An 18,189-nucleotide genomic window follows, 5' to 3' on the forward strand; every position below is an offset into this window, starting at 1 on the left:
CGTCCGATCCTGACACGGATTGTTCTGCTGTGCAGAATCCTCTGTTCCGCGTTGGTCAACGTCGCAGATAGTCGTGCTATGCCCGATGTCTCCGATCTGCACGCCGTCACGTCGCCGGTCAGCCTCACCGCCGTGGACCGGCCCGACCAGCCTCCCGCAGGCCCCGACCTCGACGATCTCTACCGCGGCTTCGAGAAGGCCCTGCTCGTCCCGCTGTGGACGGAGATCGGCGACCTGATGCCCGGGCACCCGCGCTCCAGCGCGCAGCCGCACCGCTGGGAGTGGAGCCGGCTGCTCGAACTCGCCGGCCGTGCCGGGAACCTGGTCCCGGTCGGCCGTGGCGGCGAGCGCCGCGCGATCGCCCTCGCCAACCCCAGCCTCGGCGGCCGGCCCTACGCGACCCCGACCCTGTGGGCGGCGATCCAGTACCTGATGCCGGGCGAGGACGCGCCCGAGCACCGGCACACCCAGAACGCGTTCCGCTTCGTCGTCGAGGGCGAGGGCGTGTGGACGGTGGTCGAGCGCGACCCGGTGCCGATGCGCCGGGGCGACTTCCTCCCCCAGCCCGGCATGCACTGGCACGCCCACCACAACGCGGCCAGCACGCCGATGGCCTGGCTCGACGGCCTCGACATCCCGTTCCAGTACGGCGTCGAGGGCCAGTTCTTCGACTTCGGCCGGGACACCCTCAGCGAGGAGGAGCACGCCACCCCGGGCCGTTCCCGCTCGGAGCGGCTCTGGGGACACCCCGGCCTCGCGCCGGTCTCCCAGCTCGGCCGTCCCCAGGGCACCCCGCTGCTGTGCTACCGCTGGACCGACACCGACGCCGCGCTGAACGACCAGCTCGCCCTGGAGCGCGAGGGCCACGGCGGCACGGTCGAACCCGGCCACGCCCTGGTCCGCTACACCGACCCCGCCACCGCCGGCGACGTGCTGCCGACGATCCGGGCGCAGTTCCACCGGATCGCGGCGGGCACGCACACCGCGCCGTACCGGGAGACCGGCTCGTCGGTCTACCAGGTCTTCGACGGGTCCGGCCGGGTCACCGTCGGCGACCGCTCCTGGACGGTGACGCGCGGCGACCTCTTCGTCGTCCCGTCCTGGCAGCCGCTGTCGATCCGCTCGGAGGCCTCGGCGTCCGACTCCGACTCGGGCGCGCTCGACCTGTTCCAGTTCAGCGACGCCCCGATCTTCACCAAGCTCAACCTGTTCCGCAGCCACACCGAGAAGGACGCCCGATGAAACTCGCCACCATCCGCCTCGACGGCCACCGCACCGCGGCCGTACGCGTCGACGGCGACGAGCTCGTCGACGTGGGCATGCCCGACGTCGGCGCGGTGCTGGCCGCTCCCGGCGGTCTCGCCGCCGCCGCGGCGGCCGACGGCCCGCGGCGGCCGCTGGCCGGAGCCGACCTGGCCCCGGTGGTGCCACGGCCCGGCAAGGTCGTCTGCACCGGCCTGAACTACCGCAACCACATCACGGAGATGGGCCGCGACCTCCCGGAGTACCCGACCCTGTTCTGCAAGTTCGCCGACACGCTCATCGGCGCCACCGACGACATCGTGCGCCCGGCGGAGACCGAGCAGTTCGACTGGGAGGCCGAGCTGGCCGTGGTCATCGGCCGCCAGGTGCGCCGGGCCGACGAGGAGCAGGCGATCGCCGCGATCGCCGGGTTCACCGTGCTCAACGACATCACCTGCCGCGACTGGCAGTTCCGCACCCGCGAGTGGCTGCAGGGCAAGGTCTGGGACTCCACCACCCCGATCGGCCCCTACCTCGTCACCGCGGACGAGACCGGTCCCCGGCCGGCGCTCGCCATCCGCTGCGAGGTCGACGGCCGGGTGACACAGTCCGACAACACCGGCGACCTGCTCTTCGACCCGGTCCACCTGGTCCGCTACGTCTCGACGATGGTGCGGCTCAACCCGGGCGACGTGATCGCGACCGGCACGCCCGGCGGCGTCGGCCACGCCCGCAAGCCGCCGGTCTTCCTCAACGGCGGCGAGCTGGTCGTGACGGAGATCGAGGGGCTGGGCAGGCTGGCGAACCGCGTCGTCGCCGAGGGCGCGTGATGGCGCGCGACCTCGCCACCACGCTGGCCTGGGTCGACGCGGGAACGCGGCTGTGCGCGCCGGCGATCGCCGGCCTCTCCGAGGAGGAGTACGACGCCCCGTCCGCGCTGCCCGGCTGGACGCGCAAGCACCTCGTGGCGCACCTGGCGGCGAACGCCGACGCGATCGGCAACCTGGTCCGCTGGGCGCGCACCGGCGAGGAGACGCCGATGTACGCCTCGCCGGAGGAGCGCGCCGCCGGCATCGAGCGGGGCTCCCTGCTCGGCGCCGGCGAGCTGACCGAGTGGTTCACCGCGTCGGCCGCGACCCTGGCCGCCGCGATGACGGCGCTGCCCGAGGAGGCGTGGCGGGCCGAGGTGGTGACCGCGCAGGGGCGCACCGTCCCGGCGAGCGAGACCCCGTGGATGCGCGCCCGGGAGGTCATGGTGCACGCCGTGGACCTCGCGACCGGGCACACCTTCGCCGACCTTCCCGAGGACTTCCTGCGGGCACTGCGGGACGACATCCACGCCAAGCGGGGACAGGTGCCCGCCGTCGAGGGAACCCTGGCCGACGTGACCGCCTACCTGGCCGGACGGTCCTCAGGCGGCGTGACCTCTCCCGGCGGCGGCCCTCCCCCGGCCCTGCCGCCCTGGCTGTGACGGGAAGGACCGACCCCATGGGCACCTCCAACGCCGACGTGATCGTCATCGGCGGCGGCATCGGCGGCCTCTCCGCCGCGCTCGCGCTGACCCGCGCGGGCCTGCGGGTCCGGGTGCACGAGCAGGCGTCCGCGTTCGGCGAGGTCGGCGCCGGGCTCCAGCTCGCGCCGAACTGCACCCGCATCCTGGACCACTACGGCCTGCTCGGCGAGGCGACCGCCCTCGGCGTGCTGCCCGAGTCCATGGTCATGAAGGACGCCGTGGACGCGACGGAGCTGACCCGGCTGGACCTGCGCGACGTCGAGCGCCGTTACGGCCACCCCTACCTGGTCATCCACCGCAGCGACCTGCACGGCATCCTGCTGCGCGCCTGCGACCGCGCGGGCGTCGAGCTGCTGACCGACGCCCGCTGCACCTCGTACGAGAACGTCGGCGGCGGCGCCCGGGTCCGCTTCGCGGGCGGTGGGACCGACGAGGCGGAGGCGGTGATCGCCGCGGACGGGCTGCACTCGGTCGCCCGTGAGCTGCTGGTCCGCGACGAGCCGGTCAGCTCGGCGTACGTCGCCTACCGCGGCGCCGTGCCGTTCGAGCAGGTCGCCGGCAACGGCGTCCACGAGAAGGACGTCGTCGTGTACGTCGGCCCGCGCTGCCACTTCGTGCAGTACCCGCTGCGGGCCGGCGAGATGTTCAACCAGGTCGCCGTGTTCGAGTCGCGCAAGGCACTGGCCGGCGAGGAGGACTGGGGAACCCCGGACGAGCTGGACGCCGCGTTCGCCGGGACCTGTGACCAGGTCCAGAAGGGGTTGCCGTCGATGTGGCGCGACCGGTGGTGGCGGATGTACGACCGGGACCCGATCATGACGTGGGTGTCCGGCAGGATCGCGCTGCTCGGCGACGCGGCGCACCCGCCCCTGCAGTACATGGCGCAGGGCGCGATCATGGCGATCGAGGACGGCTGGGTGCTCGGCGAGCAGGTCGCCGCCCAGGGCGCCCGGCGGACCGGGCAGGGCTCGGGCGTCGACTGGGACAGGGTGCTCGCCGCCTACGGGGCGGTGCGGCCCGAGCACTGCCGCCGGGTCGTCACCACCGCCCGGGCGTGGGGCGACCTGTGGCACCTCGACGGCGTCCGGAGGCTCCGGCGCAATGCCCTGCTGCGCGGCCGGGACGTCCACGACTACGCGTTCGTCGACTGGATCTTCGGCCCCACCGCGCTGACCCCCGAGGACGAGCCGGAGATGTTCCGCCCGATCCCCCTCGACACCGTGCCGCTGTGACACCCAGGCGCGGCTCGCGGAGGCCGGGAACATCGGGACGGCGAGGAACAGACGTCCTCGCCGTCCCCGTTCCGTCTGTTCCTGGTGCGCCGCATCGCGGAGGCCCGGCCGGGTGGCGCTCCGCCGATCAGGACAGACCTCCGATAACTCGTCATGTCAGGACGTTGCTCTCGATCGGGCACACAGGCCGGGATATTCCGCTTTCCCGATGACACGACGGTGATTCCGCCGAAGTAGGCAGAGTTCTGCCGTTCACCGCATCGCAGCGCCCAGTCGGGGACGGACATGTGATCTCCGCCTCGTTCATCATCCATACCCGACCTCCCTTACCAAACGCGACACAGGAAGATTTGTCGCCTTGCCCGGCTTCTTATTGGGCCGACCCAATAACGCCGGGCCGAATTCCGGAGAGCGACCGGTTCGTAACAGGGCTCCGCATATCCGGCGGCCGACATGCGCGCCGACGATCGCGAACGCGCGGCGTGTGGAATACCACCGACCGAAAACCGTGGCGTACCGATCGGCGGCACGGCGATGGCGCGGGTCGGACACACCGCGTCGCGGCCTTCATACCCGCCGGAGTGGCGCCGGGCCCATACGAGCCGCCGCGCCGGCCATTTTCCGCCGGTAATCGCAGGCCAGGGGCCGCACTGCCGGGCTTCTCCCTGGTCGGAGGGGTCGGCTCACCGGGAACCCGCCCTCCCGGCGGCACGTGCCGCTCTCTCTCACATGAACTCGTCATCGGGTGTGAAATGGACATCGCACGGTCGGCCGCAAACAACGGTTCCGGGCCGGCGGATGGGCGCCGCGATTACTTCTGGCCCGTTTCATAACCCGGCGACGTCCCAGTTCACCCCATATTCGTCAGACCAATTCACATACCCGTGTCGTTGACGGTGAGGACATTCTCTGCCACGAAGCGCAATGTGACGAAGGTCATAATTCGCCGCGCGGCCGCGCGCCGGCGGCCATTCGCGCGCACCCTTCGCGTCAACCCCTACGCCCACCGTGACGATACTGACCGCGAAGGTAAGGGGCGTCCTACCTCGACGGCGCACACCCCTACCTCTGACAGGGATTCCGCCATGATCCGTTCGGAAAGTAAGAGCGGCATAAAGAATGACGGAATGGCGCCCTGACAAACGTGTTTGCAAACCCGTGTGCGGCTATGTACTGTCACTTTCGGGACGGCGGCCTTAAGGCAGTCGAAACGGTTATGTCGGGGAGAGTTCATCTAAAATCCATTGTTCTCATCGCCTTCCTCGAGCGCCTCGTAACGGCGCGGGCGTTCGGCGGGAAGGCGCGATCCAATGCACGGTGAAAAAGCCCACACGACGATGTGAAAGGACCACTCGTGCGTAGAAGGTTTAGTCTCGCCCTTGTCACTCTGGCCACCACGGCCGGGCTCGCGCTGCCGGTCGGCAGCGCGATGGCGCAGAGCCCCGAGCCCGGCGCGCACAACGCGCCGGCGGCCGGCTACCACATTCCGCGCCCCGCGGAGAGCGCGCTCGCCGGCCGGACCGAGGTCGACCAGGCCGCGAAGATCATTCGCACCGCCGTGGCGAACGGCGCCGACACCGGTTACGGCAACATCGTCGTGACCGACAACGCCGTTCAGCTCTTCTGGAAGGGCGCCCCGCCCGCGTCGCTCAGCAGCGCGCTGGCCGAGGCGCGTGACATCGTGACGGTCGAGGTCCTGCCCGCCGACTACTCGCTGGCCGAGCTGGAGAGCCAGGCCGAGGTCATCGCGCAGGACATCAGGGCGGACGTGAAGGGCCCGGTCATCGGCGTCCAGATCGCCCCCGACTCAAGCGGTCTGATCCTGCGCATCCGCAAGGACGCCAACCCGGGCCAGCTCGGCGTCCCCTCGGTGACCGTGCCGTACACCACCCAGGAGTCCGCGGTTCCCACCCTGACCTCGCGTCAGGTGGACACGGCCCCGTACTCGGGCGGCATCGTCCTCACCAACCAGGACCCCGGCGTGCAGTACTCGTGCACCAGCGGGTTCGGCGTCACGAAGAACAACGTGAAGTACCTGCTGACCGCGGGCCACTGCGGCCAGGTCGGCAGCCAGTTCCGCAACAGCACCTCGACCGTCGGGTCCGCGACGCAGAAGCACTCCGCGCACGACCTGCTGCTGGTTCCGGCCAACGCGGCCGGGACGATCTACGACGGTCCGGTCGCGACCACGTCCAAGAAGGGCGTCGTCGGCTGGGACTACGTCTACGCCGGTGACATCGTGAAGTCCTCCGGCGCCACCAGCGGCACCGTCCCCAGGCTGTGGGTGACCGGCAACGTCTACGCGCTCGTGGTCAACGACGTCTACGGCAACAGCGTGGTCATCAGCAACCAGATCGAGACCGTTCAGCTCGACGGCCTGACGCCGGCCGCCGGCGGCGACAGCGGCGCCCCCATCTTCGTCGACTACGGCACGACGGGGAAGGTGGTCGCCAAGGGTTCCGCGTCCGCGGTCAGTGGCACCAGCCTGTTCTTCCAGCCCTTCTCCTCGGCGGTCGTGGACTTCGGCGTCGCCCCGATCCCGGGCTGACCGGCGCCCGGCGCACCACGCCGAGCACCGGCCGCACATAGCACCGCCCCCGGCGAAACCTAGCCAGAAGACCGGCCGTTCCCGATGATGTCGGCCCCGGCGAGTACCTCTCCCACTCGCCGGGGACTTTCTCATTTCCAGCCCTTCTTTTCCTGCTTTTCCCGGCTCCGGCTTCCCGGTGTCGCGGAGAGGACACCGGGACGCCGGCCCCGGATCAGTCCATGAGCCCGTACGCCCGGATGACCGTCTGGCTCACCCGCATACCGGCGGTCGTGGCCGCCGTGACGCGCAGGGACACGAAATCCCCTGTGGCGGACGGCTTCACGACGGCGGAGTACTGCCACTCACCGCCCTTCCGTACGGTGGCCGGCTGCCAGGTGGCGCCGTCGTCGTACGACGCCTCCACGGTCAGATGCTTCATCTGTAAATAGGGGACCAACGGGATACGGTCGATGGTGATGCCGACCGGGATGTTCACCGTGCGCTTGGCCCGGTTCAGCGGGTCGAGCCCGGTCGGGGAGATCCGCGCGGCCAGACGCGAGATCGGCGCCGGCCACGCGGTGGACCCGGAGTCGAACGTCCAGCTGCTCTCCACCCGGGTCGCGAGCGAGGCGTACGGCACGTTCCGCGTGCTGACCTCCGTCAGCGTGTAGGACGCGGTGTTCTCGGGCAACGTCGCGTCGAGGCCGCACGAGACGCCGCCCCGCGGGACCACGCAGGTGGTGTGCGCGAGCACCTTGCCCCCCGAGGTGAGCGTCGCCTCGCCCTCGCTGTACATCTCCATGCCGATCCGGCCGGGCTCCGGGTCGGCGTACTGCCTGCCGCCCGTGAAGCTCAGCTCGTCGCCCTCTCTGACCAGGCCGTCCTGCTGGAGGCCCGGCCCGTAGGCGGCGCGGCCCCAGACCTCGCTGGAGGACCTGTCCACGACGTACCGGCCGAGGCTCAGCACGCTCTGGCCGGGCCCGAGGTGCAGCACCGTGTCCCAGGCCAGGCCGGGCTGGTACGACCGGTAATTCACCACCGTGCCCGGCAGCGAGACCCGCGTCGACACGAAGGGGGCGCCCGACGGCGCCGCCGCGACGGCTCCCGGGAAACTCACGCCCGCTCCGCGGTTCACCATGGTGATCTTCGCCAGGTCCTTGACGGCGGCGTTGTAGACCGGGCGGTCGGGCAGGCCGCCCTGGTACACCTTGACCAGGTCGTAGCGGACGTTCTCCCCGTTGTCCCCGCTGCTCTTGTACCACATGTTGTGGACCTGGTACGTGGCCCCCGGCACGCGTGAGGGGATGACGTAGAGGTCCCCCACCGGAGATCCCGTGACGGAACCGGCGAACATCGACCGGAACGTGCGCCCCGCCGCCTGGTGCGTGATGACCGAGATCGCGGTCGGCTCCTGGAGGGCGTCCGGGTCGTCCAGGGTGACGGTGACCTTCTGCCCCTTCCGCGCGTCCATCACCACCTCGCGGTGGTCGGCGTCCACGTGGATCGCCGTGTGGGCGATGGCGCTGTAGTTGTCGCGCCAGGTGAAGTCGGTGTTGAGCATGTACCCCTGCGCCGTCCAGTCCCCGGCCGGCAGCCTGGCGTGGCCGACGCCCTCGTAGAGCGCCACGTTCTCCAGCCAGTCCCGCTCCAGGTCGTAGACCAGGGCGCTGCTGTGCACGGCGGGCTCGCCGTTCCTGTCGAGCACCTTGAACGTGACGTCGTACGATTCGGGCTCGACGTAGGCGCCGGCCAGCGTGCGCAGCACCACGTCGTCGCCCGCCGAGGCGACGAGCACGCCGGGGTACTCACCGGGCTCGGCGCCCGCGGTGGCCATGGCCAGCGTCACCGAGGCCTGCCCGTGGGCGGGCACCTTGAGCCGCTGCGAGGCGAGCTTCAGCAGCCCTCGGGGCAGCGCGACGCCGGGCTGCGCGCTCTCCATGCGCAGGTCGAGGATGAGCGACCTGTCACCGGAGTTGGTGTAGGTGACGGTCTTGGTCACCGTCGCGTTCCCGCCTTCGCCGTACGGCAGCGTCGTCCACAGGTTGCCGGGCGTGGCCGTCACCTGCCGGTCGCTCGCCGCCGCCACGTCGACGCGCCCGGCGCCCTGCTCGTACGGGCCGAAGTCCGGGTTGGGGACGGCGGTCCCGATCAGCGCGCCCTTCAGCTCCTCGGCCTTCCAGTCCGGGTGCGCCTGGGCCAGGATCGCCGCCGCGCCCGCGACATGCGCCGCGGCCAGCGACGTGCCGCTCTCCGGGGTGTACATGCCGTTCTGGTCGAGCCCGATCGTGGTCCCCGCGGTGATCGCCACTCCCGGCGCGGTGATGTCCGGTTTCACCGCGTGGTCGCCGGTGCGCGGCCCCCGGGCGGAGAAGTCGGCCGGCATGTCGCTCTTGTTGACCGCGCCGACGGTGAGCGCGGCGTCCGCGCTCCCCGGGCTGGCGAGCGTGGCCTTGCCCGGCCCGTCGTTGCCGGCGGCGACGACGAACAGCGTCCCGTAGATCTCGGTGAGGGTGTTGACGGCCTCCTCCAGCGGGTCGGGCTCCTGGCTGTCCCATGGTGTGCCGAGGCTCAGCAGGGCCACCTTGGCCTTGACCTCGGCGGCGGCCCAGTCCATCCCCCTGAGGATGGAGGAGTCGCTGTACCCGGCGAGGACGCCGGCCACCTTGCCGATGGCGAGCTTGGCGTCCGGCGCGACTCCCCGGTACTTGCCGCCCGACCCCTTCCCCGACCCGGCGATCACCGAGGCCAGGTGGGTGCCGTGCCCCATGCCGTCCATGATGTTGCCCTCGCCGGAGAAGTCGGCGGTGTCGGCGACGGCGTCGGCGAGGTCCGGATGCCGGGAGTCGTACCCGTTGTCGAGCACGGCCACCGTCACGCCCTTGCCGGTCAGGCCGCGCTTCCACGCGACCGGCGCGCCGATCTGCGCCACGCTGCGGTCCAGGAACGGGGTGCGCTTGCCGTCCAGCCACACCTTGGTGACGCCGCCGGCGAGCGAACGGCCCGTCGAGCCCGCCGTCAGCTCCCGCCACGCCTGCCCCGCGCCGTTCTTGGCGACCTTCATCGCGGACAGCTTGAGCGCGTCGCTGCGCCAGCCGCCCACGGCCGCCTTCGCGGCGAGGCTCGGCGGCGACGACGACCGGACGATCAGCGGCACCTCCTTGCTGTGGCCGTCGTCGTAGCCCCACGCCACCAGTTGCGTGACGTCGAACAGGCGCTTGTCCATGAGGCCGCGCGCGACGAGCGGCAGCGCGTCGACGGGGAAGACGCTCAGGTGGCCGTCGCGTTCCTGGGCGGTGAACTGCATCTTCTCGCGGCCCGGGCCGCGCTCGATCTCATAGGCGGGACCCGAGGCGCCCTGCGCGTACAGCGTGACCCGGTCTCCGGTCACCAGGGTGACGACGGCGGCTCCCCGCGCGCGCCCGGCGTCACGCGGTGTTCTCCCGGTCGCGGCGCGCGGGCCGTCGGCCGAAATCGGCGCACCGGCTTTCCGTGCGCCGGGCGAATAATTCGGCACGCGGGCGGAATCGCTTTGTGCGCGCTCGGCTCCATTCGGTGCCGACGCATTCGCGGCGCCGAGCGGCAGGGCGAGTCCGAGCGTGGCGGCCAGCCCCAAAGTGGTGGTCTTTCTTTTCCAGGTCATCGGCGCCGTCCCTTCTCCGGACGGCTCGATATTGGCGTTCCGGTACGCGTCTGGCGAGGTGTCGGCAGCGTGAGAGGGCTCGCTGGCGACGCCTGGTCCTGTGGGGGGTGCGACACAGATCCTCCTGTCGGCTCATCCGGCCGCCATTCGGCAGGCGACGCATACACTCCTAGCACAAACCCGATCAGTAGTCATGAGCGTGGTAAGTAACCCCACTTCACCATGTCAAGGACCGGCCGGCCCCGCCTCTCACCGCTGTTTTCCGCGGCGTTCAAATCGCGGGAGCCGGCCTTTTCCGTGACACTTTATGGTGTGGTCGCACAGCCATTTTCGGGCGATAGCAGGCGATTATCTGTTCCGTGAAATGTCACCGGCGGGCTCGGCGCCCTCCGTGGTCGCCGCCTTCGGCGCGCGCATCAGCAGAAGGCTCAGCACGGCGCCGCCCGCCGCGATGATCCCGGCCCCGGCGAAGGCCGCCTGGAAGCCGCCGGTGAGCCGGGCCGCGTCACCCAGCTCCGCGGCGCCGCGCGAGGTCGCGATCGCCGTCATGACGGCGAGGCCGAGGGCCGAGCCCACCTGGTAGGTGGTGTTGACGATGCCGGAGGCCAGGCCGCTCTCCTCCGGCCGCACTCCCGACATCGCCGACATCATCGCGGGGATGTAGGCCAGGGACATGCCGGCGGCGGCGACGAGCGAGGCGGGCAGCACGTCGACGGCGAACACGCCCTCGGCCCTGACCAGGGACAGCCCCGCCACTCCCGCCGCCAGGACCAGCAGGCCGATGACGATCAGCGGCTTGGCGCCGAACCGGCCGAGCAGACGGGCCGTGACGCCGATCATGAAGATCATGATGGTCACGGTCATGGGGAGCAGGGCCGCGCCGCCGGCGAACGCGCCGTAGCCGAGGACCTGCTGAAGGTAGAGGTTGAGGAAGTACCACATCGGGATCCAGGCGGCGCCCAGCAGCGCCATCGCCAGGTTGGCGGTGGCGAGGCCGGGGGTGCGCCAGATGCCGAGCGGCATGAGCGGCGCGCGGACCGCCCGCTGGACGAGCAGGAACAGCACGAGCAGGGCGACCGCTCCGGCCAGTTCCAGCGAGGTCGCGGCCGAGGTCCAGCCCTGCTCGGGCGCCCGCACGATGGCGAACACCGCCAGGGCGATGCCGGCGGTGACCGCGACGGCGCCGAGAACGTCGACCGTGCCGCGCCTGCCGCCGACCGCCGGCAGCAGGGCGGGGACGGCCAGCAGGGTCGCCACGCCGATGGGGATGTAGACGATGAAGACCCACGGCCAGCTCAGGTATTCGGCGATGACGCCGCCGAGGAAGACGCCGGCGGTGCCGCCGGCGGGGGCGGCGGCGCCGTACAGGGCCATGGCCTTGCCGAGTTCGCGCCGGTCGTGGCCGAAGAGCATCATGAGCAGGGTCATCGAGGCGGGCGCGATCAGCGCGCCGCCGATCCCCTGGACGCCACGGCCGGCGATCTCGACCCAGGCGTCGCCCGCCGCCGCCGCGATGGCCGACCCGGCGATCAGGATGATCCAGCCGGCGGTGAAGACCTTGCGGGCGCCGAGGAGGTCGGACAGCCGGCCGCCGAGCAGCAGCAGGCCGCCGAAGGCGATGACGTAAGCGTTGAAGACCCATTGCAGACCGCTCTGGGTGAAGCCGAGGTCGCGCTGAATGTCGGGCAGCGCGACCCCGATGATCGAGGTGTCCATGATGACCATGAACTGCGCGGCGGCGAGCACGATGAGTGCCCGCCATCTGCGCGGGCTGATGGCGTCCATGCGGAAACTCCTGTTCCCCGCGTCCGCGCCGACTGGCAGGATGCGGGAGGGGTGGGTGTGATCTCGAACCGGACCGGCCCCGCGAGTGGGCGTGCATGCCAGTGCACGCCCACCACTCATGTCAGTGGCCGGAAGACGCCCGGCGCGCCGCCGCCCACGTGATCGTGCCGTCGGCGACATCGGCGCCCGCGCCTCGGTGTTCCTTCCGTTCCTGATACCCCTAGGGGGTAGGTGTATGGGACGGCAGGACGGTAACATACCCCCCAGGGGTTCATCAAGCAGGTCTCAGCGGGCGCTGTAGCCGCCGTCCACGGTGATGACGCCGCCGGTGACGCCGCGGGACTCGTCCGAGGCGAGCCAGATGCAGGCGTTCGCGACGTCGTGGGCCGAGACCAGCCGCCGGGTCGGCTGGCCGTCGACGAAGACCTGCTCCTGACGGTCGGCGGGGATGCCGAGGGCGTCGGCGATGCCGCCGAGCATCCGGCCCTCCAGCTCCGGCTCGTCGCGGACCGACCCCGGGCACAACGCGTTGACCCGGACGCCGGACGTGGCGTAGTCCAGCGCGGCGGCGCGGGTGAGCCCGACGAGTCCGTGCTTGGCCGCCGTGTAGTTCGCGAAGTGCGGGTAGCCGACCACGCCCGCGGTCGAGGCGACGTTCACCACGCTGCCGGCCCCACGGTCCAGCATGTGCGGGACGACCAGGCGCATCACGCGCCACGCGCCGGTCAGGTCGACGTCCACCATGAGCCGCCACTGGTCCTCGTCCAGCCCGTGCGCCGGGAGGCCCGCGGGCGTGGCGAGGCCCGCGTTGTTCACCAGGACGTCGACGCGCCCGAGGCGGTCCAGCGTGTCGCCGACCGCCGCCGCGAGCTCGTCCGGGGAGCGCACGTCGGCGTGGCGGGTGAGGACGGTCGCGCCGCGCTCCTCGCACAGCCGGCCGGTCATGCGCAACTGGGCCGCGGTCCCGAGCGGGTAGGTGGCGCCGGGGATGTCCGCGGCCACGTCGATCAGGGCGAGGTCGGCGCCCTCCGCCGCGAGCGCGAGCGCGCAGGCGCGGCCGATGCCGCGAGCGGCGCCCGTGACGATCGCGACCCTGCGGTCCAGGCGTCCGGCGCGCCGGGGTGAAGTCGTCACAGCACCTTCCTCGTCGGTCATGCCGGACGGGCCTGCCGCCGCAGCACCGCCGCGAGCCCGCGGACGGTGGGGTTGAGGTAGATCTCGCGGGGCGGCAGCTCGGCCAGCCCGTGTTCGGCCATCACGGTGAGCAGGCGGATCGCGGTCAGCGAGTTCCCGCCGAGGTCGAAGAAGTTGTCGTCGGGCCCGACGGGCGTCCGCAGGACCGCGGTCCACGCCGCCAGGACCGCCTCCTCCACGTCGCCGTTGACCGGCGCCGGCGGCGTGACCGGAGCGGGTGCGGCCGTGGAGACCTCGGCGAGCCGGTCCACGTCGAGCTTTCCGTTGGCGGTGAGCGGCAACGCCGCCACGACCGTGACCGAGGCGGGCACCATGTAGTCCGGCAGGACGCGGGCCACGCGCCGGCGGACGTCCTGTCCTGACGCGGCGGCGTCTCCGGCGACCACGTAGGCGTCGAGCCGGGCGCTGTCGGAGTCCGGCCCCCGGCGGAGCACGACGGCGGCGGCCGTCACGGCGGGAACGGCCAGCAGCGCCGCCCGGATCTCCTCGGGCTCGATGCGGTACCCGCGCAGCTTGACCTGGTCGTCCAGCCGGCCGAGGTGTTCGAGCCGCCCGTCCGGGAGCAGCCGGCCGCGGTCGCCGCTCCGGTACATCCTGCCCCCCGTGAACGGGTCGGCCGCGAAGCGCTCCGCCGTCACCGCGGGAAGGTTGAGGTAGCCGTCGGCCACGCCCGCGCCGCCCACCCAGATCTCCCCCGGCACCCCGGGGGGAAGCAGCCGGCCCGCCTCGTCCATGACGTACACGTGCCAGCCGGGGATCGGCGGCCCCACCGAGCGGGACCCGGTCAGCGCGTCCCACCGCGTCACCGTCTGCGCCGTCACGTGGACGGTCGTCTCGGTGATGCCGTACATGTTCACCACCCGGCACTCCTCCTCCGGGTGCCGGTCGAACCAGCGGAGCAGGATCCGGGGGTCGAGCGCCTCGCCGCCGAGGATCACCAGCCGGACGGCCAGCGGCTCCGGCCGGGCGTGGTCGTGGTCGATCAGGTGGGTGAGCGCCGAGGGCGTCTGGCTCAGGACCGTGACCCCCGTGCGGCGCAGCAGCTCGTGGAAGCTCGCCGGAGAGCGGGCCACCAGGTAGGGGACCACGACGAGCCGCCCGCCGGTCAGCAGGCACCCCCAGATCTCCCACACGGAGAAGTCGAAGGCCGGCGAGTGGAAGAAGGACCACACGTCCTCGGGGGACAGCCCGAAGTCGCGTTCGGTCGCCGCGACGAGGGCGGCCACGTTCCGGTGCGGCACCTTCACGCCCTTGGGCCGGCCGGTGGATCCCGAGGTGTAGATGACATAGGCGGCGTCGTCCGGCGTGACGCGCACCGGGCCGGCGGGCGCGTCGCCGCCCTCGGCGATCAGGTCCTCCACCGTCAGCACCGGCACATCACGGGCTCTGTCCCCGGCCGCGTCCCCGGCCTTCTCCTCGACCGTGCGCTCGGTCATGGCGACGAGCAGCGCGGCGTCCGAGTCGTGCAGGATCGCGGTGATCCGCTCCGCCGGGTAGCTCGGGTGCAGCGGCACGTACGCGGCACCGGACCTGAGGATGCCGAGCATGGTCGCGATGAGGTCCGGGGACGGGTCCAGGCACACGCCGACGCGTGCGCCGGTGGTGACGCCACGCCGGCGCAGGCCCGCCGCGATCCTCCCGGCGCGCGCGTCCAGTTCCCGGTACGTCAGCGACCCGCCGTCTCCCAGGACCGCGACCCGGTCCGGGTGCGCGGCGGCGCGGGCGGCCAGGGCGTCGTGCACGCAGACGGCGGGCGCGTCCACCGTGTGGCGCGGGCGGCCGAGCCGGGCCACCCGCCGCTTCTCGGCCTCGTCGAGCAGCTCGACCTCCCCCAGGGAAGACGACGGCGCTCCGGTCAGCAGCCGTCCGGCCACGTGCAGGGTGTGCCGGACGAACCGCGCGGCGGTGTCCCTGCCGAACCGGTGGTGGCACTCGCCGAGGACGCGCCCGTCCGGGAGCAGGTCCACCACGAGCGTCAGCGGATAGAGCGGCGCGAGGTGCGGGACGTACGCGTCCTCGTCCCGCCGCGCCACCAGCACTCCGGCCCGGGCGCTCAGCACGTCCGGCAGCGCGGGATCACCGGACGGCTCCCACGGCACCCCGTGGGCGAGCCGGTCGCGCACGCCGGACAGGTACCGTCCGATGGTCGTCCCCGCTTCGGCGTCCGCAGGCACGACGGTCAGCGTCTCGGCGCACACGGCGCCGTCCGCAGCGGCGGACAGGGCCGTGCCGACCAGCGCCCGATCGGTGCCCGCGTACCGGGCGAGCACCAGGCCCGCCGCCGCCACCAGGACGGCGTGCAGGTCGGCGGGCGGAACGTCCGGCGGAGCGGGCACCGGGAACCGCAGGACCCCGTGCCCTGCGCCGCCGGGGTGGCCGTCGCTCCACGCCGGCGTATCGCCCCGGAGATCGCGGACGGCTCCGGCGAGCTCCTCCAGGTCGGCGTGCGGCCCGCCGGGCGGGACGGCGAGGCCGGCGCCGGTGAGGATCGACCTGGCGAGCGGGCCCAGCGACGCCCGTCCGACGCGGGACCGGTGCGCGACGAGGACGAGGTCGGCGGCGCCGTCGGCGTATCGGAGGAGCACGGCCCGCAGCGGGGCGCGGCCCGGGGCGAGGGGGCGGTGCAGTTCGGCGGTCCTGCGCCGCCGGGCGAGCGGGCCGGCCGCCGCGCCGGGCACGTCCTCGGCCCACAGCCGCGGGGCCGCGCCGCCCAGGTCTCCCGCGTCGTGCGCGTCGCCCACGGCGAGGAAGGGGTGGTCCGCCGTGATCCGCGCGAGATCGCGCGCCAGTGACTCCGCGGCGGGCGCGTCCGCGATCCGGAACGCCGCCGAGTGGCACAGCCGGGCGGTCTTCTCCGCCGCGGACAGGAGCGGCTCCCTGGCCGCCCGATCACCCATGGGACAGCCGTCCGACGAGCGCGAGGATCTCGGCCACGGAGTCGACCAGGTACATGTGCCCGCCGGGCATCTCGGCCACGTGGAACTCCGCGCCGGTGGCCGTGGCCCAGCCCTGGAGTTCCGCCCGGGAGACGAGCCCGTCGTCGGCGCCGCGCACGGCCGTGATCGGCGCGCGCAGCGGCGGGCGGGAGGCCGGCGGCCGGTAGTTCTCGTGCATCTCCACGTCGGCCCGCAGGCAGGGCAGCAGCAGCTCGCGCATCGTGGGGTCCTCCAGCGCCGGATGCGAGTACCCGGCGAACTCCAGGACCCGTGCCAGGAACTCCTCGTCCGGCAGCCCGGTGGCCCGCTTCTCCCGCACCTCGCCGGGACCGGGGGAACCGCTCACGACCAGGTGCGCGACGGCCGGGCCGCCCACGTCCTGGAGGCGGTGCGCCATCTCGTAGGCCAGGATCGCGCCCAGGCTGTGCCCGAAGACCACGACGCGCGACCGCCCGGCGAGCTTGTCGAGCACCTCCCCGGCGAGGCCGTCGACCGCCTCGTGGACGTCGCGGTACGGGGGCTCGGTGAACCGCTGTTCCCGGCCGGGAAGCTGGACCGGGACGACCTCGACGGCCTCCGGGTCGTGGCCGCGCCAGGGCCGGAAGAACCCGGCGCCGGCGCCCGCGTAGGGGAAGCACAACAACGTCGCGGGGTCCGCCTTCGTGCCTCGCATCGGCCGCTGCTCCTTCGAGAGGTCGCCATCGTTCGGATTCGTCATCGCGCCGGCCGGCGTAGGGGGCGGAAGAACCGGCGGACGTCCTCGGTGAACAGGTCGGGCACTTCCAGCGCGGCGAAGTGGCCCCCGGTGTCGAACTCGGTCCAGGACGTGATGTTCGGGTTGGTGCGCACGGCGAAGCGCCGGATCGGCGGCGCCACGTCGCCGGGGAACACCGCCACGCCGAACGGGACGGTCAGCGTCTCCGGCAGGCCGAAGGTCGCCGCGGAATCCTTGTACAGGCGGGCGGAGGACGCCGCGGTGTTGGTGAGCCAGTAGAGCATCACGTTGGTGAGGATGCGGTCGCGGCGCACCGCGTCCTCCGGGAGCGCCGCCGGGCGGCTCCACTCCTTGAACTTCTCCACGATCCAGGCGAGCTGGCCGGCCGGGGAGTCCGCGAGCGCGTGCCCGAGCGTGTGCGGGCGGTGGGTCTGCACCTGCGCGTAGCCGGACAGCTCCGTGTTGAACACGTGGAGCCGTTCCACTCTCTCCATCTCGGCGGGAGTGAGCGCGGCCATCTCCTTCGGGTCGCCGGACGGGAAGGTGAGCAGGAAGTTCACGTGCACGCCGACGACGTCGTCCGGTGCGTGGACGCCGAGCTTGCGCGAGATCAGCGACCCGAAGTCGCCGCCCTGCGCGCCGTAGCGGTGGTAGCCCAGCCGCTTCATCAGCGCGGCCCAGGCGGACGCGACCCGCGCCACCCCCCAGCCGGTGTCGCGGGCCGGCCCGGACAGGCCGAATCCCGGGATCGAGGGGATCACCACGTGGAAGGCGTCCGCGGGGTCGCCGCCGTGCGCGGCGGGGTCGGTGAGCGGGCCGATGACGTCCAGGAACTCCGCCACCGAGCCCGGCCACCCGTGCGTGACCACCAGCGGGAGCGCGTCCGGCTCCGGGGACCTGACGTGCAGGAAGTGCACGGTGGCGCCGGATATCTCGGTGGTGAACTGGGGGTGGGAGTTCAGCTCCGCCTCGGCCTTGCGCCAGTCGTAGGACGTGCGCCAGTACTCGACGAGGTCCTTGAGGTAGTCGACGGGGACGCCGTCGTCCCAGCCGGCGCCGGCGGGCTGGCGGGCCCAGCGGGTGCGGGCCAGCCGGTCGGCCAGGTCGTCGAGGTCCGCCTGCGGGATGTCCACGCGAAACGGCCGGACAAGGCCATCAGAGACCATCGCTTCTCCTCGTTGGACCCGCGCCGGGGAGCGGGTTTCAAAGGCAGGCGGGCACGGCGGATTCTGGGCGGGCACCTTCGGCGCGGACGCCCACGGCCCCGCCGGCGTCACAGGCGAGCATAAACAAGGCCCGCCCGTTAATCACGCTGTCCATTGACGGTTCTTTCCGCGGCCGGCCCATATCTTGGAGTCCACGCGGCGACCCGGCACAATTGCCACCGACGAGCCGGGAAGGC

11 protein-coding genes are annotated in these 18,189 nt (G+C 72.3%); 5 read left to right on the forward strand and 6 right to left on the reverse strand.

Going from position 1 to position 18,189, the window contains the following annotated elements:
- The first annotated feature begins 78 nt into the window (after positions 1-78).
- The 5 genes from BJ981_RS08570 to BJ981_RS08590 all read left to right on the forward strand — a co-directional run bounded on the left by BJ981_RS08570 (position 79) and on the right by BJ981_RS08590 (position 6,535).
- Entirely contained in the window at positions 79-1,242 is a 1,164-nt protein-coding gene (locus BJ981_RS08570) for a cupin domain-containing protein (RefSeq protein WP_184609652.1), read from the forward strand.
- Complete coding sequence (locus BJ981_RS08575) at positions 1,239-2,072, forward strand: fumarylacetoacetate hydrolase family protein (protein ID WP_184609654.1); 834 nt, start codon at positions 1,239-1,241, stop codon at positions 2,070-2,072. Before BJ981_RS08570 ends, BJ981_RS08575 begins: the two co-directional genes overlap by 4 nt.
- The gene (locus BJ981_RS08580) at positions 2,072-2,713 is read left to right on the forward strand and encodes a maleylpyruvate isomerase family mycothiol-dependent enzyme (RefSeq protein ID WP_184609656.1); all 642 of its coding nucleotides are present in this window, start codon (positions 2,072-2,074) and stop codon (positions 2,711-2,713) included. The genes BJ981_RS08575 and BJ981_RS08580 overlap by 1 nt, the downstream gene beginning before the upstream one ends.
- A 17-nt stretch (positions 2,714-2,730) precedes the next feature.
- Positions 2,731-3,987, forward strand: a complete 1,257-nt coding sequence (locus tag BJ981_RS08585) for an FAD-dependent monooxygenase (protein ID WP_184609658.1) — start codon at positions 2,731-2,733, stop codon at positions 3,985-3,987.
- Positions 3,988-5,341: 1,354 nt separating this feature from the next.
- A complete protein-coding gene (locus tag BJ981_RS08590; protein WP_184609659.1) occupies positions 5,342-6,535 on the forward strand; it encodes a chymotrypsin family serine protease in 1,194 nt (397 codons plus the stop codon).
- A gap of 214 nt (positions 6,536-6,749) precedes the next feature.
- On the opposite strand, the gene BJ981_RS08595 is transcribed toward BJ981_RS08590, so the two are convergent.
- The 6 genes from BJ981_RS08595 to BJ981_RS08620 form a co-directional block, all read right to left on the reverse strand.
- Positions 6,750-9,905, reverse strand: coding sequence for a S8 family serine peptidase (locus tag BJ981_RS08595; protein ID WP_184609661.1), 3,156 nt, complete (start codon positions 9,903-9,905; stop codon positions 6,750-6,752).
- Positions 9,906-10,505: 600 nt separating this feature from the next.
- On the reverse strand, positions 10,506-11,942 hold the full coding sequence (locus BJ981_RS08600; RefSeq protein ID WP_184609662.1) for an MFS transporter: 1,437 nt from the start codon (positions 11,940-11,942) through the stop codon (positions 10,506-10,508).
- A gap of 285 nt (positions 11,943-12,227) precedes the next feature.
- Positions 12,228-13,076 carry an SDR family oxidoreductase gene (locus tag BJ981_RS08605; RefSeq protein ID WP_204070522.1) on the reverse strand — a complete coding sequence of 283 codons (849 nt, stop codon included), beginning with the start codon at positions 13,074-13,076 and terminating at the stop codon, positions 12,228-12,230.
- A gap of 17 nt (positions 13,077-13,093) precedes the next feature.
- Positions 13,094-16,033: an amino acid adenylation domain-containing protein gene (locus BJ981_RS08610; protein WP_184609666.1), complete on the reverse strand. Its 2,940-nt coding sequence runs from the start codon at positions 16,031-16,033 to the stop codon at positions 13,094-13,096.
- Positions 16,026-16,745, reverse strand: a complete 720-nt coding sequence (locus BJ981_RS08615) for a thioesterase II family protein (protein WP_184609667.1) — start codon at positions 16,743-16,745, stop codon at positions 16,026-16,028. The genes BJ981_RS08610 and BJ981_RS08615 overlap by 8 nt, the downstream gene beginning before the upstream one ends.
- A 41-nt stretch (positions 16,746-16,786) precedes the next feature.
- Positions 16,787-17,953, reverse strand: coding sequence for an epoxide hydrolase family protein (locus BJ981_RS08620; RefSeq protein ID WP_184609669.1), 1,167 nt, complete (start codon positions 17,951-17,953; stop codon positions 16,787-16,789).
- Positions 17,954-18,189 lie beyond the last annotated feature (236 nt).

The sequence above is a fragment of the Sphaerisporangium krabiense genome, from assembly GCF_014200435.1.
In the GTDB taxonomy this organism is placed as follows: Bacteria; Actinomycetota; Actinomycetes; order Streptosporangiales; family Streptosporangiaceae; genus Sphaerisporangium; species Sphaerisporangium krabiense.

Excerpts from the sequence above, each read along its gene's own strand:
- BJ981_RS08570 (WP_184609652.1), top strand. The coding sequence starts at position 79 with ATGCCCGATGTCTCCGATCTGCACGCCGTCACGTCGCCGGTCAGCCTC.
- BJ981_RS08575 (WP_184609654.1), top strand. The coding sequence starts at position 1,239 with ATGAAACTCGCCACCATCCGCCTCGACGGCCACCGCACCGCGGCCGTA.
- BJ981_RS08580 (WP_184609656.1), top strand. The coding sequence starts at position 2,072 with ATGGCGCGCGACCTCGCCACCACGCTGGCCTGGGTCGACGCGGGAACG.
- BJ981_RS08585 (WP_184609658.1), top strand. The coding sequence starts at position 2,731 with ATGGGCACCTCCAACGCCGACGTGATCGTCATCGGCGGCGGCATCGGC.
- BJ981_RS08600 (WP_184609662.1), bottom strand. The coding sequence starts at position 11,942 with ATGGACGCCATCAGCCCGCGCAGATGGCGGGCACTCATCGTGCTCGCC.
- BJ981_RS08610 (WP_184609666.1), bottom strand. The coding sequence starts at position 16,033 with ATGGGTGATCGGGCGGCCAGGGAGCCGCTCCTGTCCGCGGCGGAGAAG.
- BJ981_RS08615 (WP_184609667.1), bottom strand. The coding sequence starts at position 16,745 with ATGCGAGGCACGAAGGCGGACCCCGCGACGTTGTTGTGCTTCCCCTAC.
- BJ981_RS08620 (WP_184609669.1), bottom strand. The coding sequence starts at position 17,953 with ATGGTCTCTGATGGCCTTGTCCGGCCGTTTCGCGTGGACATCCCGCAG.